At 63.7% G+C, this 18540-nt stretch carries 26 protein-coding genes and 3 tRNA genes; 18 read left to right on the top strand and 11 right to left on the bottom strand.

Features of this window, described 5'->3' with window-relative positions:
* Positions 1 to 43: 43 nt before the first annotated feature.
* The 5 genes from ABR323_RS06510 to ABR323_RS06530 all read right to left on the bottom strand — a co-directional run bounded on the left by ABR323_RS06510 (position 44) and on the right by ABR323_RS06530 (position 6619).
* On the bottom strand, positions 44 to 361 hold the full coding sequence (locus ABR323_RS06510; protein WP_197578046.1) for a hypothetical protein: 318 nt from the start codon (positions 359 to 361) through the stop codon (positions 44 to 46).
* Positions 358 to 2283, bottom strand: a complete 1926-nt coding sequence (locus ABR323_RS06515; protein ID WP_439448706.1) for a phage terminase large subunit family protein — start codon at positions 2281 to 2283, stop codon at positions 358 to 360. Before ABR323_RS06515 ends, ABR323_RS06510 begins: the two co-directional genes overlap by 4 nt.
* Positions 2280 to 2924 carry a hypothetical protein gene (locus tag ABR323_RS06520; protein ID WP_439448707.1) on the bottom strand — a complete coding sequence of 215 codons (645 nt, stop codon included), beginning with the start codon at positions 2922 to 2924 and terminating at the stop codon, positions 2280 to 2282. The genes ABR323_RS06515 and ABR323_RS06520 overlap by 4 nt, the downstream gene beginning before the upstream one ends.
* A 342-nt stretch (positions 2925 to 3266) precedes the next feature.
* On the bottom strand, positions 3267 to 5681 hold the full coding sequence (locus tag ABR323_RS06525) for a DUF5906 domain-containing protein (RefSeq protein WP_439448708.1): 2415 nt from the start codon (positions 5679 to 5681) through the stop codon (positions 3267 to 3269).
* Positions 5682 to 6088: 407 nt separating this feature from the next.
* Positions 6089 to 6619: a hypothetical protein gene (locus ABR323_RS06530; protein ID WP_049423631.1), complete on the bottom strand. Its 531-nt coding sequence runs from the start codon at positions 6617 to 6619 to the stop codon at positions 6089 to 6091.
* 68 nt (positions 6620 to 6687) lie between these two features.
* Between ABR323_RS06530 and ABR323_RS06535 the strand changes: the two genes are divergently transcribed.
* The 3 genes from ABR323_RS06535 (at position 6688) to ABR323_RS06545 (ending at position 7984) form a co-directional block, all read left to right on the top strand.
* Positions 6688 to 6918, top strand: coding sequence for a hypothetical protein (locus tag ABR323_RS06535; protein WP_049423629.1), 231 nt, complete (start codon positions 6688 to 6690; stop codon positions 6916 to 6918).
* A 225-nt stretch (positions 6919 to 7143) separates the two neighbouring features.
* Positions 7144 to 7698 (top strand): hypothetical protein, encoded by a 555-nt coding sequence (locus ABR323_RS06540; protein ID WP_279914212.1) that lies wholly within the window; start codon positions 7144 to 7146, stop codon positions 7696 to 7698.
* Between the two features lie 121 nt (positions 7699 to 7819).
* The gene (locus ABR323_RS06545) at positions 7820 to 7984 is read left to right on the top strand and encodes a hypothetical protein (protein WP_279914214.1); all 165 of its coding nucleotides are present in this window, start codon (positions 7820 to 7822) and stop codon (positions 7982 to 7984) included.
* A gap of 39 nt (positions 7985 to 8023) precedes the next feature.
* Here ABR323_RS06545 and ABR323_RS06550 read toward each other — a convergent pair whose 3' ends face one another.
* Positions 8024 to 8563 carry a DUF4124 domain-containing protein gene (locus ABR323_RS06550; protein WP_125894680.1) on the bottom strand — a complete coding sequence of 180 codons (540 nt, stop codon included), beginning with the start codon at positions 8561 to 8563 and terminating at the stop codon, positions 8024 to 8026.
* 244 nt (positions 8564 to 8807) lie between these two features.
* Here ABR323_RS06550 and ABR323_RS06555 point away from each other — a divergent pair, with 244 nt between their 5' ends.
* From ABR323_RS06555 to ABR323_RS06610, 12 genes are read left to right on the top strand one after another with little or no spacing between them, the layout of a single operon-like run.
* The gene (locus ABR323_RS06555) at positions 8808 to 9032 is read left to right on the top strand and encodes a hypothetical protein (protein WP_049400533.1); all 225 of its coding nucleotides are present in this window, start codon (positions 8808 to 8810) and stop codon (positions 9030 to 9032) included.
* Entirely contained in the window at positions 9029 to 9394 is a 366-nt protein-coding gene (locus ABR323_RS06560) for a hypothetical protein (RefSeq protein WP_439448709.1), read from the top strand. The genes ABR323_RS06555 and ABR323_RS06560 overlap by 4 nt, the downstream gene beginning before the upstream one ends.
* On the top strand, positions 9391 to 9540 hold the full coding sequence (locus tag ABR323_RS06565; protein WP_439448710.1) for a hypothetical protein: 150 nt from the start codon (positions 9391 to 9393) through the stop codon (positions 9538 to 9540). The genes ABR323_RS06560 and ABR323_RS06565 overlap by 4 nt, the downstream gene beginning before the upstream one ends.
* 2 nt (positions 9541 to 9542) lie before the next feature.
* Positions 9543 to 9863, top strand: coding sequence for a hypothetical protein (locus ABR323_RS06570; protein ID WP_199849305.1), 321 nt, complete (start codon positions 9543 to 9545; stop codon positions 9861 to 9863).
* A gap of 14 nt (positions 9864 to 9877) precedes the next feature.
* Positions 9878 to 10150 carry a hypothetical protein gene (locus ABR323_RS06575; protein WP_049400536.1) on the top strand — a complete coding sequence of 91 codons (273 nt, stop codon included), beginning with the start codon at positions 9878 to 9880 and terminating at the stop codon, positions 10148 to 10150.
* Positions 10147 to 10473, top strand: a complete 327-nt coding sequence (locus tag ABR323_RS06580; RefSeq protein ID WP_439448711.1) for a hypothetical protein — start codon at positions 10147 to 10149, stop codon at positions 10471 to 10473. Before ABR323_RS06575 ends, ABR323_RS06580 begins: the two co-directional genes overlap by 4 nt.
* Entirely contained in the window at positions 10470 to 10709 is a 240-nt protein-coding gene (locus tag ABR323_RS06585) for a hypothetical protein (RefSeq protein ID WP_439448712.1), read from the top strand. Before ABR323_RS06580 ends, ABR323_RS06585 begins: the two co-directional genes overlap by 4 nt.
* Entirely contained in the window at positions 10706 to 11194 is a 489-nt protein-coding gene (locus ABR323_RS06590; protein ID WP_439448713.1) for a hypothetical protein, read from the top strand. The genes ABR323_RS06585 and ABR323_RS06590 overlap by 4 nt, the downstream gene beginning before the upstream one ends.
* 7 nt (positions 11195 to 11201) lie before the next feature.
* A complete protein-coding gene (locus tag ABR323_RS06595; RefSeq protein ID WP_439448714.1) occupies positions 11202 to 11594 on the top strand; it encodes a hypothetical protein in 393 nt (130 codons plus the stop codon).
* Positions 11591 to 12289 (top strand): hypothetical protein, encoded by a 699-nt coding sequence (locus tag ABR323_RS06600; RefSeq protein ID WP_439448715.1) that lies wholly within the window; start codon positions 11591 to 11593, stop codon positions 12287 to 12289. Before ABR323_RS06595 ends, ABR323_RS06600 begins: the two co-directional genes overlap by 4 nt.
* Positions 12282 to 14237 (top strand): DNA cytosine methyltransferase, encoded by a 1956-nt coding sequence (locus ABR323_RS06605; protein WP_439448716.1) that lies wholly within the window; start codon positions 12282 to 12284, stop codon positions 14235 to 14237. Before ABR323_RS06600 ends, ABR323_RS06605 begins: the two co-directional genes overlap by 8 nt.
* Positions 14237 to 14626, top strand: coding sequence for a hypothetical protein (locus ABR323_RS06610; protein WP_439448717.1), 390 nt, complete (start codon positions 14237 to 14239; stop codon positions 14624 to 14626). Before ABR323_RS06605 ends, ABR323_RS06610 begins: the two co-directional genes overlap by 1 nt.
* A gap of 28 nt (positions 14627 to 14654) precedes the next feature.
* Here the strand turns inward: ABR323_RS06610 and ABR323_RS06615 are convergent, their stop codons facing one another.
* Entirely contained in the window at positions 14655 to 15341 is a 687-nt protein-coding gene (locus ABR323_RS06615) for a hypothetical protein (protein WP_439448718.1), read from the bottom strand.
* A 64-nt stretch (positions 15342 to 15405) separates the two neighbouring features.
* On the opposite strand from ABR323_RS06615, the gene ABR323_RS06620 reads away from it, so the two are divergent.
* Entirely contained in the window at positions 15406 to 15759 is a 354-nt protein-coding gene (locus tag ABR323_RS06620) for a hypothetical protein (protein WP_107432273.1), read from the top strand.
* On the opposite strand, the gene ABR323_RS06625 is transcribed toward ABR323_RS06620, so the two are convergent.
* The 4 genes from ABR323_RS06625 to ABR323_RS06640 form a co-directional block, all read right to left on the bottom strand.
* Positions 15747 to 16862: a tyrosine-type recombinase/integrase gene (locus tag ABR323_RS06625; RefSeq protein ID WP_107432272.1), complete on the bottom strand. Its 1116-nt coding sequence runs from the start codon at positions 16860 to 16862 to the stop codon at positions 15747 to 15749. The genes ABR323_RS06620 and ABR323_RS06625 overlap by 13 nt on opposite strands.
* A gap of 161 nt (positions 16863 to 17023) precedes the next feature.
* Positions 17024 to 17097, bottom strand: a tRNA-Cys gene (locus ABR323_RS06630).
* A 66-nt stretch (positions 17098 to 17163) separates the two neighbouring features.
* A tRNA-Gly gene (locus ABR323_RS06635) sits at positions 17164 to 17239 on the bottom strand.
* A gap of 142 nt (positions 17240 to 17381) precedes the next feature.
* Positions 17382 to 17457: transfer RNA gene (locus ABR323_RS06640), tRNA-Gly, on the bottom strand.
* A 130-nt stretch (positions 17458 to 17587) separates the two neighbouring features.
* Between ABR323_RS06640 and ABR323_RS06645 the strand changes: the two genes are divergently transcribed.
* Entirely contained in the window at positions 17588 to 17989 is a 402-nt protein-coding gene (locus ABR323_RS06645) for a hypothetical protein (RefSeq protein WP_439448719.1), read from the top strand.
* Positions 17982 to 18425, top strand: coding sequence for a hypothetical protein (locus ABR323_RS06650; protein ID WP_439448720.1), 444 nt, complete (start codon positions 17982 to 17984; stop codon positions 18423 to 18425). Before ABR323_RS06645 ends, ABR323_RS06650 begins: the two co-directional genes overlap by 8 nt.
* The last annotated feature ends 115 nt before the right edge of the window (positions 18426 to 18540 follow it).

Below are 18540 nucleotides of genomic sequence, written 5' to 3' on the forward strand. Positions count from 1 at the left end.
CTGATCAAGTGCGGGTGAGTCTCGGGGAACTCACCCGCACCCCCTACTCATTGGCGCAAGGCTCATCAAGCAAGCGGTACAGCGTCCGCCTGTCGATCCTGAACCTCCTACACAGCGACCGTACTGACTCCTGTTCCTGCATTCCTTTCCGGATCTCATCCACAGGGTAGGCACTGCTTTGCATGCTGGCGGGGATGTACAGATCCTGGGCTGGGTACTCCTCGACAAGATAGGCCACCACGGCCTCCACAACGCTGCGTATATCGTCGCTGTCGCATCGCAGGCGCAGCGCGGCGCCGACCGCGAGTTCCTCCGTCAGCTCACTGATTCGCACCTTGTTTCGGACTGTGTTCCTGCTCACCACTGCCTCCCCATGCCGCGAGGCTGCGCAGGCCGTTGCCGGCGAGGCACACTCGATGTTTCACGGGAATCAGTGGGAGCGTCGGCCTCCGACGCAGCAGATGGCGTTTCGCGTGAAACGCTCACGCTTGGCGGCGCAGCCAGCCGTTGTTCCAGAAGGTCCCAATCGGAACGCGTGAAGCGGTTGATACGGACCTCTGGGTGATGGGTCGCCGCGTAGGCATACACCCATGTGTCCAACGGCTCGTTTCGGGTCACCTTCTTCTCAAATCTATTCTTGACTGGGTTGTAGACCTCCGACACCAGGCCCGGGAAGAACTCCTCGGGCAGCTGGTCACTGAGGTGGACCATGCGATTCTCGGGCTTGCGCTCGGCGTCGGCCGACAGACGGCTGTAGAGGTAGTGCTTGGCTGCAACGGTCCCCACGTGGTTGATGGTGATGCCGCGCTTGTCAGTCTTGCCCTTCCAGGTGACGTCAGCCAGCTTGCCCTTGGACAGCACAGGAGCGTTGTTGGGTACAGCACCAAAGATGCACATTGGTCGGGTGATGCGTCGCTGACGGACGTAGTTCTTTACGGCCTCGGTGCGGTGGCCACCAGCGTCGATGGCCACTGCCATCGGCCGTAGCAGCGCGCCATCTTCGCGCTCGATTGCGCGGTTGAGCAAATCGGTCAGGGCTACCCACACCGCTTCCTCGGCTGGATCGCCCTGCAGTTCCACATAGTCCAGCGTCCAGGCGGTCATACCCCGCCCCCAGCCGACGACGTGAATAGCAAGACGGTTGTCCTGCGTATCCACACCTACGGTGATAGCCAGCACACCTTGCGGAGCCGAGCGAAGCGCATAGGGCTCGGCACGATCCTTGATGACGTTGTGTTTGACTGCCCGCATTGCGGGGTCTTCCCACGTCTCGGCCAGGCGGTCATTCACGAAGGTCTTGAGCGAAGCTGGATCACCCTGCGCCTCCAGCCACTCTTTTACCAGGTCCAACCAGCGCGGCCCCAGGCCGAACTGGTAGTACAGGCAGTTGATGGTGTAGCCGCGAATCGGCGAATCAGGGTTGGCCGCCACCCAGCGCCCATTCGCAATCATGTCGGTCTTGAAGTGCTCCTCGATGGCGACCCCACATTCGCAGCAGGCATACCACGCGTGGCTCTTGTCGGGCGACCACACCAGGCCGCTCCACTGCAGCGCCTGGAAGTAGCCGCAGTGCGGGCACGGCACGTGATACCGGCGCTGATCGCTCTTTTCGTACAGCTTCGCAATCCGGCTGAGTCCTGCGATGCCAGGCGTGCTGATGTACTGCCGCTTGTAGGTGGTCGGGAAGGACGATGTGCGGCCGTCCAGCATTTTCACCGGATCGTCGCCGGTGGAGAGCTGCTGCGGCGCTTCGTCGATTTCATCCACCTGCAGGTACTTCACCGTCGAGGACTTCAGGCGCTGCGGGCTGCCCATATGCTCCACGAACAGCTGGCCACCAGCGAAGTCCTTGAACGTGCGCTGGTTGGCGCTGTCGCGGCTGGCGGTGCTGGTCAGCGCCTTCTTGACCGCCGCGCACACCTCGATCATCGGGTTGAGCTTCTGAGCGATCCACTTGTTCATGGATACCTCGCCCGGCAGCGCGTACATCATCGGGCCAGGCGCATAGTCCATCCAGTAAGCCATGGCGTTGGTCGCCAGCTGGCTCTTGCCGAACTGGATCGGGAACATGCAGACCTGGTCATGCACCGGGCTACGCGCGGACATGTTGTCCATCGGCTCACGCAGTGGCGGGTTGCGGTCCGTCACCCAGCGCCCGGGCTTGCTGCCGCTCTTGGTGGACAGGCGCATGTGCTCATCGCACCACTGCGACACGCTCATGGGCCGCCGCGGCTGCAGCGAGCGCGCCAGCACCGACGCCAGACAGCTCTGTGCCTCCATCATTCCGCAGCCTCCGCTGCCTTTGCCGCCAACGTGCGGAAGCCCTGGCTCAGTTCTTCCAGTGCGTGGCTCACCTCATCCCACACCAGACGCCGGCACCCAGCCTCATCCAGCGTTGCAGCCAGCTGCGGCGCCAGCGTATCGGCCAAGCGCTCCATCGCCCCCCGGAAGGTCGTTGCGTGCTCAGCAAGGAAGGCCTCTACGTCCGCGCGAGGGAGCAGCAAACCCAGCTCCTTCTGCAGCGCAATGTGCGCCATGTGCGCGTCGGTCTCTGCCTTGTCGGCCAGCGCCTTTGCTTTGCGCGCGGAATCCGGAGTCTGCGGCCGGCCGGCCCGTGAGGGCCTGGAATCGTCCTCGTCGCTGTCCTCTTCATCGTCATCGATGTCGGGGTCGAGAGCATTGGCACCCTCCCCACTGCCCACCAGCGAGCCGCCACGCTCATCGGCGTGGCGCTGGGCTACGCCGGCATAGACCGGATCTGCGGTACGAGCGTAGAGATCCAGAGAGGCGGTCTTCAGGAATCCCTTTCCGCCAGTACCCACCACCACCCTACCCTTCTTCCTCAACTCGACCACGTAGGACGGCTTGCAGCCGATCAGGGAGGCCAGCTCTTTGCCAGTGATCGTCACGTCATCTTCAGCCATTGCTACCCCCTACTCCATTTCCTTCGAAGACCGTTAAAGCGGAAAAACGCGCGCGCGCGAGCATGTGCGGGCTGTGCGGTGGCGTGTGCGGGATGCGATATCCGCTGAATGGCTGTGGCACAAGTCGTGTGCGGCGTGTGCGGGATGTGCGCCCACCCATATACGCACGCGAGGCGCATCGTCGTGCGACGGCATGACGCCCATTCGCGCCCGCGCCCGCCCATGTAGGCCGAGTCCCGCACGTCCCGCACGCGCCTACTGCTGCAAGAGATTCACGGCAATTCAATGCCCGCACATCGGCCCGCACATCCCGCACGCGCCGCACATTGATGGGTGTAGTGATCACGCACGCCCCTTGTAGTCGGAGAACATGCGACGGAAGGACACGACCTGGTCTCCCAGCCATGCTGCCTCTGTCTTCCCGTCAGGCACGGTGCAGTTGCCGAGCATCAGGAAGCCGTGAGGTCCGTTCACGCTCTGCTCGATCTGGTAGCGCTTGCGCGCCCGATCGGGATGGGTGATCTGGCGCTTGCGCACCAGCGCGTTGATGAACTTTGGTGACGGCGCCGGGCGCGGCAGGCCCTCTCGCGCACACCAGGCCTTATAGACCTCGTACCACTCCTTCGAGAGCGCTGGCATGGGCTTGAGCCCGGGGATGTCGTCGCCGTAAAGCTCGTCCAAGAACCGTTGCGGGCTATCCTGGCTCAGGCCAATCAGCTCCTCTTTCGCCTGGGTCATCGGCGGGTTGGTGCCATTGGTGAAGCCAGTCAGATCCACCTGCAGCAAATAGTGGTGCAGTGCCGCCGTGGCGCCATTGCGGATATCGGCCAGCACCGCGGTGTAGAACTCTTGGCTGAGCTTGTCCGGCGTCCAGATCACCGCGTGACGCCGGTCATCCTCCTCCAGCACGACAGGCATCGCCTCGTTGGAGAGGAACACCAGGTTCGCGTGGTTGTCCTCCTCGTAGGCCTGAATGTTCTTCGGGTTGATGCGGATGCGGTCGCCCGTGATCAACGCCTTGAGCTTGTTCTTCAGGTGGTACACCTCGGTGCGTGCGACCACTTCGTCGGCCAGCAGGAACAGCTTGCGGCTGGCCCAGTCATTGAACTTGTCTTCCAGCGCCGCCTGGTCCAACACGCGCCCATAGTCACCGTAGAGCTTCATGTACTCATCGAAGAACATGTTCTTGCCGGTGCCCTGCGGACCATGAATGACGATGGTCGATTTCATCTTGGCGCCAGGATGCTGCAGCGGGTAAGCAAGCCACTTGACCACCCAGTCGTACAGCGCCTTCTGGTTGGCCTCGTTGCCGCACATGTGCCAGAGCAGCTGCAGCAGCCGGTCGCAGTTGCCCTCTTGCGGTACGGTCGGCCAACCGGCAAAGAGGTTGCATGTCACCCCTGGCTTCTCGCACGAGGGGTCGAAGTCAACTTCGCGTACCCGCACGATGGACCGATCCGAATGCTCCATCCACGCCCGGTGCAATTCCTTGCGCACGCAGGCATCGCGCATGTCGCCCAGTGCGACCAACATGTGTTCTTTGTGGTCGAACACCGTGCCGCCCTGCCCATAGACCAGGGCGAAGCGCTCAAGCAACTCGTTCAGCGAGTGGATCGGTGCCAGGCGATCATTCCCCTCGCCCCCGTTGCTGGTGATGGAAGGCGCGCGTTTTTCTGCTGGCACCCGCCAGGACAGCTCCGTGAGACGGGCCTCGACCTGCGCTCGCACGACATGCAGGCCCTCTTGGGCGTGCAGATCGTTGAAGTCGCTGATCTTGCGGCCGCTGTCGATGAAGCGCTCACGCCTGCCCGACTCATCGGCGAAGACCGGATGCAGCACCGCTCCACCCACGTCCAGCGCTGCGGCCTCGGCACCAAGCAGACCTGCATTCGATGCGCCATGAGGCTGCGCGCAGGAGGGGCAGAACTGCGGATGGTCGGCAAGGACGAGGCGGCTCTTGCAGTGTCGGCACTTCTGCAGCACGTCGTCATCGGCGCACAGCAGCATCTTGATGCCGCGATAGCGCTTTGCCAGTGCCGAGGCGACGGCCAGCATGTTGCCGGCGTCGAACGCCACTGCCACCGGGTATCCCGTCGCCATGTGTAGCGTGGCCGCAGTGGCATAGCCCTCGGCCACCAGCAAGATCCACTGGGGACTTCCGCCGATCAGATGGAAGTGGCCCTTCTTGACCATGCCTGCCGGCCAGTACTCCTTGGCCGGCTTGCGTCCTGCGGCGGCCAGCTTCGCGCTGCGCAGCACCTGCAAGCCATGCACCTGGCCGTTGACGTCCAGCAGCGGGACGAGTGCCGCGCCGGAGGTGCCATAGCGCAGACCGAATCCCTGCACGCCCTTGCTGACCAGGTAGTCGGCCTCGCCGGCTGCATTCGCCTTGGCCCAGGCCGACGATGCCCGCTCGGCCGCCCGCTTCGCCTGGGTCTGGCGAGCAGACTCGGCCCTGCGACGATCCTCGGCCAACCGGTTGCGCACCGCTTCGCGCTGTTCATCAGAGAAGGTCTTGTCGCGCTTGCGCAGATCAACCTTGGTCGCGCCGTTTTCGTTGCCGTGCCAGACGCCATAGGTGCCGACGACCAGCACTTCGCCGGCCGAGGTATTCAGTTCGTGCAGCGCGTACCAGCCACGGCGCTCGCGTGAGCCCTCGACGCGGCAGCGAACCATGCGCCCTGTGGTGTCCAACTCGGTGACCAGCAGGCCGGCTGACTGCAACTGCTGCAGCACATCCCCATAGTTCTCAGACATTCAGTAGTTTCCCGAGCCGCTATCTACCCAGGAAATGCGCGTCGGAATACCCGCGTCCGTCAGGTCCAGGGAGGACCCGTCGCTGGTATCGCGAATGGTTCGCAATGCCAGGGCGGATTCAGTAGCGCGGGCAGCACGCGGCCTTTCACAAGCCACCCGGGGGGATGGGGCCGAATCAGTGCTTGCTTGGTACATCTGGATTCCCCAAAGGCAGGCAGTGCTGCCGGTTGTCTTGCCGCTCTTGTCGCTGGCGAATGCGCTCGCGCTCCGCCAATGCTTCTTCACCTACCAAACCGGGCACCGCGTCAGTCAGCGCCAAGGCGGCCAGTTCCATTGCTTGCCGCGCAGCTGCGCTGGCTATGCCACGCCGTCGATATCGGGATCGATGGGCGTGGTGGGTTGCCACGTCAGTCCTCCATCCCCTGCTTACCAGCAGCACGGCAGGCGTTGCGCTCCAGTCGGTAGCAGAGCCTGCGCACGTCGCGCGATAGGTCCTGGATTCGATCCGCCTCGGGGACGGTCAAGCGCTGGTCGGCCATAGCGTCGATACCGGCGCCAGCCAGCGCGCCGGTCAGCTTGTGCAGCTCCAGCAGCTTTGCTTGGATCGCGGCCAGCTCGTTCGGCCAACCACCCTCGGGTGGCGGCGGTACGTAATCCACCATCAGGTCGTACTGACCTGCGAGGGAGCACACCCAGTCGGTGGCAATCTCCTGCGTGACCACGAACTGCTGCAGGTAGTCCGTCAGGATCTCGGCCATCTCCATGGAGATAGACTCACCATCGATGCCTCGCAGTTTTTTGCGCAGGGTCTCTGCCGAGATCGACTTGCCCCTACGCTTGCTGATGTGTGCGGCCGCATCCTGCAGACCACCTGGGGCGCGGGCCACTGCGTTGTGCAGGGCATCCCGCCAGTAAAGATCAGAGCGGAGGCAGGTCATGCGTCCCCCTGAAACGGGCCAACGATCATCGTGGGAAGGCTGATTGCGGCCGGGGCAACATTGGCGCCATGGCAGAGATCATCAGCTTCCCGCAGCGCATGCGCTTCACCGCGATCCGAACCTACGACGCCGCATCCGGCATCGGCGGCGTGGTAGCGGTCCTGTTCGCCCCGGCGCGCAAGGCTCTTGTATGTAGACCGATTCATGCCGTCTCAGCCGGCCAGATGTCAGGGCGGATCGCAGCAAGAGCCAAAGGCTCGCAGCCAAGCTCGCCACCGATCTCCACTGACGCCAGCTGAATCTTTCGCGCCAGGATCGGGCTGGGCTTCTTGTTCCTCCAACCGGTCGCGCACTGCCACAGGTATCCCTCAGAACTGCCGGTCAAGGCAGCGAGGCGCCGCTTACGTTCGGGGTCCGAAATGAAGGTGAGTAGGTCCATAGGGCCAGTATTTAGCCCCGAGCTAAACGTTAATGTCAAGCACACAGCGCAACTTCGTCGTTTAGCTACTAGCTACGCTTGCCGTATGGATGCCATCACCGCCAGACACCTCAACCTCCAGGCCCTGGTCGCCACGCTCAAACCACAGCTGGGGACGCAAAAAGCGATCGCCATCCACTTGGACATGGCGCCTTCCTATCTGAACCAGCTATTGAGCGGCAAGAAGATGGGGGATGACGTTGCGCGCAAGATCGAACGCGCGGCCGGGCTATCCCATGGCTGGCTGGACCAGCCGAGGTCCGACGACGACGCTAGTGCTGGGGCCCCTGCTGGTTCTCAGGATCTGCGAATCGACCCTGAGATCATCGCCTCCGCGATCAGGCTCGTGAGGCTAACGTTCGCCAACCTTGGGATTGATGACTTCAGCAATGAAGAAGACGGTACGCCACTGGCTTATGCCTACGAGTACCTATACCAGCGGGGTGAGGCAACGGTAACTCCCGACAACCTGATTGACTTCAGCAAGGCGCTTGCACAAAGGCTCAGGGAGAAGGATGGAGAAGCAGAAGAAGGAACCCCCGGCCGCCGGGACGCTCGAAGCATTGGCTCAGGTGATCGCGCAACGCGTCGCAAGGCGTGACGGGCAAAAGCCCAAGCTTCGCTTAGTCGAAGCACCTAGGCCATCAGCCATCGATAACGTAACGCGAGACAGCATTCTCCGGCGTATCCGCTGGCTCCGGGATCACTACAACTTGGGCTGCTTGATCGACCAGGCAACATTCAACACGCCAGGCATCGATTGCCTTGAAAACGACGCGCTGGTGCGTCTGCATCGGGAGATGGAAGCCGCCAGAGAATGCTGTATGGACGGAGTTCCTTTGGATGAAGCTGGCTTCATCCGAGATGTTTCCATCCAGGACGCGTGACCCTGAATCAAAGCAAGTGGGCGCGCAACGCGCCCACACCTATGGCGTGCCGGCACCTGAGTATTTTTCCCGCGTGGCTCGTTCTCGCTCAGCACGAGCGTCGCCGCATCGCTTCCTGGCCTCGGCCATCTGGCTATCTGCAGAGATTCTGTCGGCTGTCTGGGCCTGCTGCAGGCTAGCAATCTGAGACCTTATCCCAGACGCATAAGTTGCGCCGGCAAGGTTATTCCTTGCAGTAGCCAGTTCACGGTTTAGCGCAGCGATCTGACGTGACACATCCTGCCCACGGGCGTTGACCGGGCCGTAAATCCTACTTTGCTCTGAGGACAAGCAGTTCCGTTCGGAGATGCCAGCATCTGCAAGCTCTGTCGTCTGATACACCGCCGCACGATTGGCAGCCTCGCCCGCACTCTCTGTTGAAGCTCGATTGGAGCGCAGCTTCATCGGCGCTGCGCCTGCGGAACACGGGGCTTGCGAGTAGACCGTCTCCCCGGCTGCCCCCTTGCACTTGAACACCTCTGCCGAAGCCCAAGGTGAAACTGCAAGCGCAACCCCCAGCATCACCAACCTGTTAAACATCGCAGCCTCCCTGGCCCTGTATGCCTAGGAATTATCAGGCGTGCCCTTCCCTTTTTCAGCCCCTGACGAAAATTTAGCTCACAGCTATTGCAATGATAATTTAGCTGTGGGATAAATTGCCTCGCCGGCCAACGACCGGCGGGCGACCGGCGGGTCGCCACCTTGCCGGCCCCTCCCCTGACCGGCAGTAGCCGCCCCCTCGGCAACTGACCCGCCGGCGCCCTCCTTCGAATAGGAGCGCGCCATGTCTCATCGCTACGCCGATCCAAGCCCCTGCCTGCTGCCGCTGTTGGCCGTGAAGGCCCTGCGGGCCGTGGCAGCACGCGATCACAGCACCGCCCGGACCCTGTGGGTTCGCAGCAAGGGCGAACACAGCCGCAACCAGCTGCGCCGCTCCCGGCGCATGGGTGTCGCCAGCCTCCGCCTGGAAGCCTGTTCACGGGACATGTCTGCGGAGGTGCGGGCATGACGCGCTGCGCATTTGTGGGCGAACGGGAACAGGTACACGAAGTACACATGCCCGGTTCGTGCACCCTGACGATCACATATGACCAGGGCGAGCGTCAGTTCTCGCTGGCCCTCCGCCGCAATGCGACGGCCCGACAGAAAGCGCGCGGCATTGATGGCGCCACATTGACCCAGCTCACCCTTCTACCGGACCGCCTGATGGGCATTCGGAGGGACAACCGCGGCCATCTACTGCTTAAAGCGGAGAGCACCATTTTCTGGGTGCCCGAGAAGGAAGCCGAGGGCCTCAACAAGTGGCTCAACCTGCTGAACCGCCTGCTCCTCGCATCTTCTCAGTCCAGCACCGACGGAGCGACGCAATGAGCCGCCGCCTCCGCATCGCCTGGCTGGCAGTTGCACTTCTGGCTGCCGTTGTCGTGCCGCTGCGCATCGCCGAGATCCACGTCGCCCACGCCGACCGCAATGCGGCCAAGGCCCGCTGGGCAACCAGCAGTTCGGTGAGGGGCTGACCATGCGCCAGACCTCCCGCCCGCTGCCTGCATCGGTTCCCTCCTGCGGCCACGGCCATCGCGCGCAGATCGTCACCACCAGCGGCGCACCCACCGGCCATCGCCTGGGGACGGCTTGCCCCGACCTGGTCCACATCGAGTGCCACCGCTGCGGCATCGCGACCCGGCCGGTTCCCTGCGACCGTGCCGCGTTGGCCGAGCTGCGCTGGACCGACAGCACCTTGGCCCACTACCGCATTCCGATCTCCCACCTCGCCCGCCACCGCGGCGAAGTGCTGGCCGAACTCGCCTCAGCCGCCCCTTCCACCTCCATCGCAGCCTGATCAGGAGACACGCTATGGCCGCCGCACTCAAGCCGAAAGAACGCGCCGCGCTGCTGGCAGCGCATGCCGCTTCGGACCACGCATTGCACCGCACCCGCGCCGGATTCGCGCCCACGAACCGACCGGAGAAGGTCTTCACGCGCCGCGTCATGAACTGGCTGGATGAGCGCGTCCTAATCCGGTACGACGACCCGCAACTGCCGCGCAAGGCGACCCTGACCGATCTCGGCCTCGCTGCCGCAGAGGCCGAGATCGCGAGGGCACGCGACCTGGCGCTCACAGCATGAGCGTGCAGCCCATCCTGCCAGTGGAGCAGCAATTCGCCACCGGCCACCAGGGCGAGTCGCTCGTGCTGATGGTGTGCCAAGGCTGGCTATGGGCCGGCCTCTACACCGCTGCGCCCCGCGAGTCGCTCCTGAAGGTCGCCGCCAGCGCCAGCCGGAGCGTGGGGGTATCGCACCACTCGCTCACCCTCGGCGGCGTCACGTTTTCCCTCAACCGACTTGCCGCACAGGCCGCGCGCCGCTGGCTCGACCGCCAGGGCGTGCGTGTTCGGTCGATCTCCCCCACCAACCGCGCTACGCGCCGCACGCGAGGAATCCCCGCATGAGCCGTTCAGTTGTGATCTATGGGCCGCAGCGCTGCGGCAAAACCACCAACGCGCAGGAGCTGCGCGAGCACTTTGGCCTGCGCGAGGTACTGGACGACTGGGACGGCCACACCGCCTATCCGCTCCACGACACGCTCGTCCTGACCAACAATCCGGATGCCGTTGCTCACCACTCGTCGCGTGTACTGCACCACGGCTGGGCAATGCGCGAACTGCTCGCGGAGGCCCGCGCATGAGCGCACGCCCGCAGCAGATCGGCCGGGCCGCCGAAGTGCGCAAGGTCCTGTCCATGTTCCCGCAAGGCGCAACGGTCGAACAGATCAAGACCGCTGGCCGCATCAACAGCACCCACCAGGCTATCGGCTACACGCTAAAGGGGTTGGCACGCAGCGGCCAGGCCATCTGCCACCGCTCCGGCGTGCGCGGGATCTGGCGTTTGTCCAGCCACACCCAACATGCGATCGCACCGATGCGTGCGGTACCGGTGCGGGAACGACCGAGCTGCGTGGCAGGTCCGCTCACCGGCGTCAGTGACGCGGCGACCACGATTCGACACAGGGAACTCGACCGGCAGCAGTTGGCCGACGACCTGGACGCCTTCCTCGCAGCGGGCGGGCGCATCGAAGTGCTGGGGCACACCCCGCTTCGCCCACTGATCAGCCGTCATGCGGCCAACCTCGGTAGCTATGCAGAGCGCATGGCAACCCATGACATCGACTGAGGCAACCATGAGAAGCGAATCGCACCCGGCAACCGTCACAGAACCCGGCAGGCCCGGTAGTACCTACTCCGATGGCCCGGCATGGCACGCCTTCGGCTTCAGTCGCGCGGCCTACCACGTCGCGCCGCGACGCACCCTACAGTCGATGCCGGTCGAGTGGCAGGCGCGCTTTGTCGCGCTGATGCAGGAGGCCCGTCAGACGCTGCCTGATGAGGCGTTCCCTGAGTACCAGGTGATTCGGCTCAACGACGGCAAGTACGCCAACGACCCCAACTGCCGGTACCGCCGCACGCCGCCGTTTCCCTGTCGCCCTGCCGACGAAGCGCATTCCGTCTGCAATGCACCGCTCGCCGGCGCCTTCGTCAACACCTTCACCCAATTCGATCAGGCCCGCCAATGACCGCTAACACCACGGCTTTGCCGACAAACTGCCCCGTCCTGCGCGACGCATTCGACACGATCAACGCGATCGCGGTCGAGGCCGTGTGGCTGCCTAACCAAGCGAAGGCCATCACCCTCGCCCAGGCCCAGACCGCGCTGCGGGATCTGCACCACCGCCTGCCGCGCTTGCAGGATCTGCGCGTGTTCGAAGCCGCCGTTGCCGCCCATGTCTCAACTCTGCGCAGCAGCATGCAGGACGGCGACACGCCGCTTTGCGATACCACCCGGGCCCGGCTGGCGCAGGCGACCGAGCTACTGGAGCTGGTCAGGAATCAGACACACACCGTGGTCGATCCGGCAGACCCGTGGCGCGGCCTGTACCACCCGAGTCGCCTCCCAGCGCGCAATGCCTACGGCGAGATCCTGTGCCATCCGGACGTGCCGGCGTGGGCCGACGGTCGCGAGGTATCGCTGCGGCCGCTGTTCCTCGCGCAGGGCTTCGACCTGGTCGTGGTCGAGGGCGAGTATTCCGAAGAGGGCATCGGATCGGGCGTCTACGCCAACGCGCAGGAACTGCACGACTGGAACCCGGAGGCGCCCGGCAAGGACTGGCGGATTGCGTGGCTGGGAGAGACCAAGGACGGCCTTGCCGCGTGGTTTGTGCGACCACTGGCGATCGCCGCAATGACGGCGAAGGAGACGGCACATGGCTGACGGCTCCGGCGGTTTCCGCTTCCCCTTGCATGACCTGAAGTCACGGCTCCGCGCGGACGAGATCATCGTTGATCTGTTCGCCGGCGGAGGCGGCGCAAGCCACGCGATGGAGACAGCGCTGGCCCGAGCGGTGGACATTGCGATCAACCACAACCCCTGGGCTGTTGGACTGCACTCTGCCAATCACCCCTATACCCGCCATTTGTGCCAGGACGTGTGGGAAGCCGACCCCCGCGTCGAGTGCGGCGGTCGGCCTGTCGGCGCACTACATGCGAGCCCGGACTGCACGCACTTCAGCCAGGCCAAGGGCGGTCAGCCGCGCAGCCGAGCAACCCGCTCGCTGTCTTGGGTGGTACCGCGCTGGGCCGGCACTGTGCGTCCGCGCATCATCACGCTGGAGAACGTGAAGCAGATCCTGAAGTGGGGCCCGCTAATCGCCAAGCGCGATAAGGCCACCGGCCGCGTGATCAAGCTGGACGGCACAGTCGCCGCTGCCGGCGAGCGCGTCCCCTTGGAGCAGCAGTTCCTGATCCCGGACAAGAAGCGCGAAGGCAGCACCTGGCGTCGCTTCGTCGCTGTGCTGCGTGCGCTCGGGTACCAGGTGGAGTGGCGTGTGCTGCGGGCCTGCGACTACGGCGCCGGGACCACGCGGGAGCGGCTCTACATGATCGCCCGGTGCGACGGTGAGGCCATCACCTGGCCCGAACCGACCCATGGACCAGCCCGCGCAGAGCCGCACGTGTCGGCGGCATCCAGCATCGACTGGTCCATCCCGTGTCCCAGCATCTTCGGCCGCAAGAAGCCCCTCGCGGCCGCGACCGAGGCCCGTATTGTCCGAGGCATCAAACGTTTTGTGCTGGACGCCGCCGAGCCGTTCATCGTCCACGCAACGCACGGCGGAGAACGCCGGCCGCATGGCATCGGCGAACCGATGCCGACCATCACTGCCGCCAACCGTGGCGAGATGATGATCGTGTCGCCCACCATCGTGCAGTGCGCGAATGCTTCCGCAAACGGCGTCGCTTGCGGAGGCGATCCTCTGGGCACCATCACGGCTTGGCCGCGCGGCGGCTCGCACGCGGTCGTGGCGCCGATGCTAGTGCAGGCCGCACACGGCGAAGGCAAGCCTGGAGGCGTGAAGCGCTGGGGTGCCGGGGTTCGACCTGCCGACGAGCCTGCGGGCACCATCACAGCCAGCGGCAGCGGCGGCTATGCCCTCGCCGCAGCGTCCCTCGTCAAGTTCCGGGGCACCAGCGATGGTGCGGACGCCGGCCACCCGATGCCGACCATCACCAGCGGCGCTGGCGCGGCGCGTCCAGCCGGTGCCGCCCATGCCATGGGAATCATGGCGGCGTTTCTGGAGCAGGCCAACGGCGGGTTCTACCAGGGCGCCGGCAGCGCCGCCGATGAGCCCATGCCGACCATCTGCGCCAACGGCAGTCACCAGCGCCTCACGACCGCACACCTGGTGACGCTGAGCAGGAACCCGGACGGCCAGACTACGACTGAGCCGCTCAGCACCATCTGCGCGGGTGCAACTCACCATGGGGTGATCGAGTGCGTCCTGAGCACTGAGCAGGAAGCCGGCGCACTGCGCGTTGCCGCGTTCCTGATGCGCTACTACGGCACTGGCGGACAGCACGGAGAACTGAACGAGCCGCTGGCGACCATCACCACGAAGGACCGGCTGGCGCTGGTCACGGTGCATCTGAGCGGCGTGCCGTATGTGATCGTGGATATCGGGCTGCGCATGCTCAAACCGCATGAATTGTTCCGCGCTCAAGGCTTCCCGGCCAGCTACATCATCGATCGCACACAGGATGGCCGACAGGTCAGCAATAGCCGCGCGGTTGCCATGGTTGGCAACAGCGTGAGCCCGCCGCCGCTGGTCGCCATCTTGGAAGCGAACGTAGGCGCGGCTGCGCAGACGCAGCTGGAGGCAGCCTGATGGACCCAACGCTGAGCGAGCGGCACCACCGATACCGCGTGAAGGCTGGCAGAGCAAAGGCCGCGCTTTACGCCCGCGTGATCGAGAACAAGCGCTACACGATGCGCCAGATCGCCGACGAACTCGGTGTGTCGATGACCACTGCCGACACGCGGGTGAAGCGTGGCCCCTACCCCCTTACCTGGAAATCTCTGCGCCTGGCGCGCCTTCCCGCCAGCAACAAGGAATTGCAGGTGGTGATCCCGGACGAACTGCACTTCCGCGTCCCCACAGCTGCCGTGGTCGACCAGATCGAAGGGCACGACATAGTTCGACGCCACTCGGTTCTGGATGTCATGGCCGCCGAGCGACATCGTACAAATGATCGCCAGGCGGTGATCAATGACTGATTCCAATCGAGGCTTGGAAACACCGTCACTAAGGCTCAACCCCGCCTTCTCTAGGCGCAGCGTCCGCGATCCTCGGGTTGTCTACCCCACATTCCCTTACCGCAGCGCCGCACGCCAATCTCACAACCTCAAGATCAGCGGCAATGCGCGGCAGCACCGCAAGAAGAAGATTGCGCGCCTTTACAAGCTCTGCAACGGGCTGCTCATTCAGGAGAGCTTCGTAGTTGTTGTGCAGAGAGACAAACAGGCCCATTCCTCTGACCAACCTTGGTCCCGTTTGGTCGTCGAGATAGTGATACCGATCCGCCAATTTCTCCGTGAGCGGGAATGCCACCTGTCCCATGTCCTCCATGAATTCTTTTCGGTAGGCGACGTCGGCCAAGAAGAATCCCTCGCTCTCCTCTTTAGAGAGATGAGCATGCAGAGCATTTATGCGTTCACGGTTTGCGCTGATTTCAGGGGTTATTTGCATCAGCAGGAGAATTCGCTCTTTCCTGTCGCGCGCAAGCTGTCGTTGGGCTTCCTTACTGGCCAGGCTGACTGCCAATTGACTAGCAACGTTGGCTGCCTTTCCCAAACGATAGGTGACAACGCCCAGCACAGCAGTCGTGATCACAGCCGCGAAGGCGCCTATCGCCGCCCAGGCGTCCCACCACACCACGCACCCGTCTTGCCCGAGCGGCCAACATTGACTGAAGCCAAGCCACCAGTCCATTCCCTGATCTCCTCGTGCGCCGGTCGCCATTCTGCCACGGGTCCATCCGCCGCCAGGTGGTCCCATGGCTGATCAGCAGCGGAAGGCGCCGCCAATCAACGTTGAGGACACGCTTGGCCTCGAGGGAGCGGCAAGGATGCTGCGGCTCGGTCTGGAAGCAATGAAAGAACTGGTCGATAAGGGGGAGGTGCCGGCCGTACGCTTGAATCAGAAGCACACGGTCATGCTACGTGAGGACCTGATCGACTTCCTTCGCTCGGAAGGGCGCAGGCAAGCCGCCGAACGAAAGAAATCGGCGATCGGCAACCGACCTGCAGCCAACGCTTCGGCGTCAGGGCAGGCGAGACGTGTAAGCAAGTCTCGTCGCACAAAGCTGCCCGACCTCCGCGCCTACGAACAGGCCGATCACCAAAGCTGATCGGCCAGATCGGAAGCGCGAAGATTGGCGTACCGCTTTAACTGCCGCGGATCGCGATGCCCGGTGATTTTCGCAATCTGAATGTCCGTCAGCGAGGTCCTTTCGTACAGTCGGCTCGTCGCTTCGTGGCGCAGATCGTGGAAGCCGAGATCCGCGCACCCCGCCGAGACGAAGATGCGTTCGAACTGGCGCGACAGCTTGCTCGATACACGCCGCAGGGCCAGAGGGCTACGCTCGCCGGTCCAGAACGGGAAAAGCCGCCCTTCGTAGTCACCCCCGTACGCGGCAAGCTTCGCCAGCAGAACTGATGTCATGGGTACCTGACGCTTGCTCCCGTTCTTGGTCTTGTCCAGGAAGATCGTACGCTGCGCCACGTCGAGCTGGCTGCGCTCCAGCGTGTAGATCTCGCGCATGCGCATGGCCGTTTCTAGCGCCATGTCGAACATCATTATCAGCGCCTCGCGCTGTGGCAGATCGAGCGGCCGCTGACGTCCCGGCGGCTTTGCGCCGGCCAGGATCTCGCGGATGCGTTCTTCCTCACCAGGCTCCAGACGGCGATCACGCTCCTGGTCAGCTTTCGCTTCCCCGTCGATACGCTTCACAGCTACCTTGTCGTCAGCCGTGTACGTCGAATAGCCCCGGGGCAGAAGCCGCAGTGGATTCATTGGCAGCGCGCCATGCGCAGCCAGCCAGTCCAGGGCGCGCGACAGGGCACCCACGTAATGCCGGATGGTCGAAGGCGCGAGGTTCTGCTCACGCTTCATGGTCGTGACCCACTCGGTCGCCCACGTAAACGTCAGCTGCGGCAGGGTAATTCCGATTGGCAGCCGAGAGAGCAGGACGGGCAGCAGCTGCTCGTCATCGACCGAGATGTGCTGAGCGCTCCGATACTCGCTGACCTGGCTGCGCAGATCCTTCGCGGCGGCCTTGGTGTTGGCCAGCTCCTCCGGCACCACTCCACGGTCGAGCAGCGCCTCGAGGCGGCGCACGTACTCGTCGCCCTCCCTCTCCGAGGCAAAGCTTAGGTAGACCGGCTGGGGCAGCAGCCCTGCCCGCTTGATCGTGTACTGCCAGGAGTCGCCCCGGCGTCGCTTGGTTGCCATCCCTGCTCAAACTCACGTAAACGCACTCGGCACATGTTAACGCGAGTTTGCCACCCGGAAACGGGTGGCAGACCGATGATTTCAGGGCCGAATCAGGGGATTCCGGCTAGCACGGCCAAACGTCAGGCAAAGAAAAAGCCCTGATAAATCAGGGCTTTATTTGGAGGCCTCAAGCGGAATCGAACCGCTGTAAACGGATTTGCAATCCGGTGCATAGCCACTCTGCCATGAGGCCAACGTACTGCGCGCCAGGAACGGAGCCCTGACATGACAAAACCCCTCAATGGGGCCTGTCCGAACATGGAGCGGGAAACGAGACTCGAACTCGCGACCTCAACCTTGGCAAGGTTGCGCTCTACCAACTGAGCTATTCCCGCGTAAGCCACCATGGTACCGGAAACCCGGAACACACACCAGCGATTTCACCTTTCTGACTGCGCGCAAAGCCTTATGGCCCAACGTGCCCCGCCTTGCCGTGGCGGGAGAAAAACAAGGCCCCTGACGGGGCCCTGTAGAATCTGGAGCGGGAAACGAGACTCGAACTCGCGACCTCAACCTTGGCAAGGTTGCGCTCTACCAACTGAGCTATTCCCGCAGATTCCGTTCGACCTGCGTCGAAGGAGCGCTATTGTGTCCAAATTCCTTCACGCCGTCAACAGTCTTCACATCATGCGGTCACGGGCGTCCGCACTGGGGTACGCTGCCCCGCCCAGCCCCGTTCGCCCATGTTCCTTCGCGGCAAGCCCCTGTTGATCGCCCTGCTGCTGCATCTGGTGGTGGCGCTGCTGTACTGGGCACTGATTCCGGTAGGGATGAACTGGTATCGCGACAGTTTCGGCTTCGCGTCCCATCGCGACATCGGTCTTGGCATCGCCCAGTTCTATCTGTTCTATATGTTCCTCGGCGCCCAGCCTCTGATCGCGGTACTGCGGCCGCTGTTCGCCAAGCTGCTGGTGCTGGCGATTCCCTTGGCGTTCGCGACCTGGACGCTGATGCACAACCACCCGCTGCGCCTGCTGTACTTCACCATCGGGCCCAGCCTGCTGGCACTGGCCGCGATCGTCACATCCGTGTGGTATGCATCACGCAACTGCCTGCCCGCCACCACGGACACCGCCGATGCCTAGACGCTACGTCCGCCTGTTTTGGCTACTGGTCGCGCTGACCTGGCTGACGCTGGTCGCTGCGCTGGTCAATGCCGGCTTCACCCCGGACTACTGGTTGCTGCACCGACTGGAAGGCGCCGAGCTGCCCTACCCGACCAGCACCGTCATCGTGTTCGCGTTGCTGGGCACGGTCGAGCTGGTCGTGGCCGCCTTGATCGTGCGGCCGTGGAAACTGAAGCGACTGTGGCTGCGCCTGTTGATTGCCTTCGTCCTGCTGCTGGCGTGGTCGGTACCGTGGATGCTGTCGGCCATGCACCAACCGCCGGTGCATGGCATGCACCTGCTGTGGCTGCTGTTGCTGGATGTGGGACTGCTGCTGGCACTGTGCGTGGTATCGGCAGTGAGCGCATGGCGGGCGCTGAGGCGAGCCTCTTCCAGCACCCCAGACTACCGGTAGTCGAAGGCGCTGAATCGTGAATGCGAAGCCACCCCCACGCGCCCCTTTTCAGATTAGTTGCATAGCCTCAAGGTAGATCTATGACGGACAGTATCTGACCCGAGGTCTCCAGCAC

The organism is Stenotrophomonas sp. ATs4, from assembly GCF_051861585.1.
GTDB classification, from domain to species: Bacteria; Pseudomonadota; Gammaproteobacteria; order Xanthomonadales; family Xanthomonadaceae; genus Stenotrophomonas; species Stenotrophomonas maltophilia_AS.

What these genes read in the sequence shown, in the direction of transcription:
- ABR323_RS06515 (WP_439448706.1), bottom strand. Translation starts at nt 2,283, where the DNA reads ATGATGGAGGCACAGAGCTGTCTGGCGTCGGTGCTGGCGCGCTCGCTG.
- ABR323_RS06520 (WP_439448707.1), bottom strand. Translation starts at nt 2,924, where the DNA reads ATGGCTGAAGATGACGTGACGATCACTGGCAAAGAGCTGGCCTCCCTG.
- ABR323_RS06525 (WP_439448708.1), bottom strand. Translation starts at nt 5,681, where the DNA reads ATGTCTGAGAACTATGGGGATGTGCTGCAGCAGTTGCAGTCAGCCGGC.
- ABR323_RS06530 (WP_049423631.1), bottom strand. Translation starts at nt 6,619, where the DNA reads ATGACCTGCCTCCGCTCTGATCTTTACTGGCGGGATGCCCTGCACAAC.
- ABR323_RS06535 (WP_049423629.1), top strand. Translation starts at nt 6,688, where the DNA reads ATGGCAGAGATCATCAGCTTCCCGCAGCGCATGCGCTTCACCGCGATC.
- ABR323_RS06540 (WP_279914212.1), top strand. Translation starts at nt 7,144, where the DNA reads ATGGATGCCATCACCGCCAGACACCTCAACCTCCAGGCCCTGGTCGCC.
- ABR323_RS06550 (WP_125894680.1), bottom strand. Translation starts at nt 8,563, where the DNA reads ATGTTTAACAGGTTGGTGATGCTGGGGGTTGCGCTTGCAGTTTCACCT.
- ABR323_RS06555 (WP_049400533.1), top strand. Translation starts at nt 8,808, where the DNA reads ATGTCTCATCGCTACGCCGATCCAAGCCCCTGCCTGCTGCCGCTGTTG.
- ABR323_RS06560 (WP_439448709.1), top strand. Translation starts at nt 9,029, where the DNA reads ATGACGCGCTGCGCATTTGTGGGCGAACGGGAACAGGTACACGAAGTA.
- ABR323_RS06565 (WP_439448710.1), top strand. Translation starts at nt 9,391, where the DNA reads ATGAGCCGCCGCCTCCGCATCGCCTGGCTGGCAGTTGCACTTCTGGCT.
- ABR323_RS06570 (WP_199849305.1), top strand. Translation starts at nt 9,543, where the DNA reads ATGCGCCAGACCTCCCGCCCGCTGCCTGCATCGGTTCCCTCCTGCGGC.
- ABR323_RS06575 (WP_049400536.1), top strand. Translation starts at nt 9,878, where the DNA reads ATGGCCGCCGCACTCAAGCCGAAAGAACGCGCCGCGCTGCTGGCAGCG.
- ABR323_RS06580 (WP_439448711.1), top strand. Translation starts at nt 10,147, where the DNA reads ATGAGCGTGCAGCCCATCCTGCCAGTGGAGCAGCAATTCGCCACCGGC.
- ABR323_RS06585 (WP_439448712.1), top strand. Translation starts at nt 10,470, where the DNA reads ATGAGCCGTTCAGTTGTGATCTATGGGCCGCAGCGCTGCGGCAAAACC.
- ABR323_RS06590 (WP_439448713.1), top strand. Translation starts at nt 10,706, where the DNA reads ATGAGCGCACGCCCGCAGCAGATCGGCCGGGCCGCCGAAGTGCGCAAG.
- ABR323_RS06595 (WP_439448714.1), top strand. Translation starts at nt 11,202, where the DNA reads ATGAGAAGCGAATCGCACCCGGCAACCGTCACAGAACCCGGCAGGCCC.
- ABR323_RS06600 (WP_439448715.1), top strand. Translation starts at nt 11,591, where the DNA reads ATGACCGCTAACACCACGGCTTTGCCGACAAACTGCCCCGTCCTGCGC.
- ABR323_RS06605 (WP_439448716.1), top strand. Translation starts at nt 12,282, where the DNA reads ATGGCTGACGGCTCCGGCGGTTTCCGCTTCCCCTTGCATGACCTGAAG.
- ABR323_RS06610 (WP_439448717.1), top strand. Translation starts at nt 14,237, where the DNA reads ATGGACCCAACGCTGAGCGAGCGGCACCACCGATACCGCGTGAAGGCT.
- ABR323_RS06615 (WP_439448718.1), bottom strand. Translation starts at nt 15,341, where the DNA reads ATGGACTGGTGGCTTGGCTTCAGTCAATGTTGGCCGCTCGGGCAAGAC.
- ABR323_RS06620 (WP_107432273.1), top strand. Translation starts at nt 15,406, where the DNA reads ATGGCTGATCAGCAGCGGAAGGCGCCGCCAATCAACGTTGAGGACACG.
- ABR323_RS06625 (WP_107432272.1), bottom strand. Translation starts at nt 16,862, where the DNA reads ATGGCAACCAAGCGACGCCGGGGCGACTCCTGGCAGTACACGATCAAG.
- ABR323_RS06645 (WP_439448719.1), top strand. Translation starts at nt 17,588, where the DNA reads ATGTTCCTTCGCGGCAAGCCCCTGTTGATCGCCCTGCTGCTGCATCTG.
- ABR323_RS06650 (WP_439448720.1), top strand. Translation starts at nt 17,982, where the DNA reads ATGCCTAGACGCTACGTCCGCCTGTTTTGGCTACTGGTCGCGCTGACC.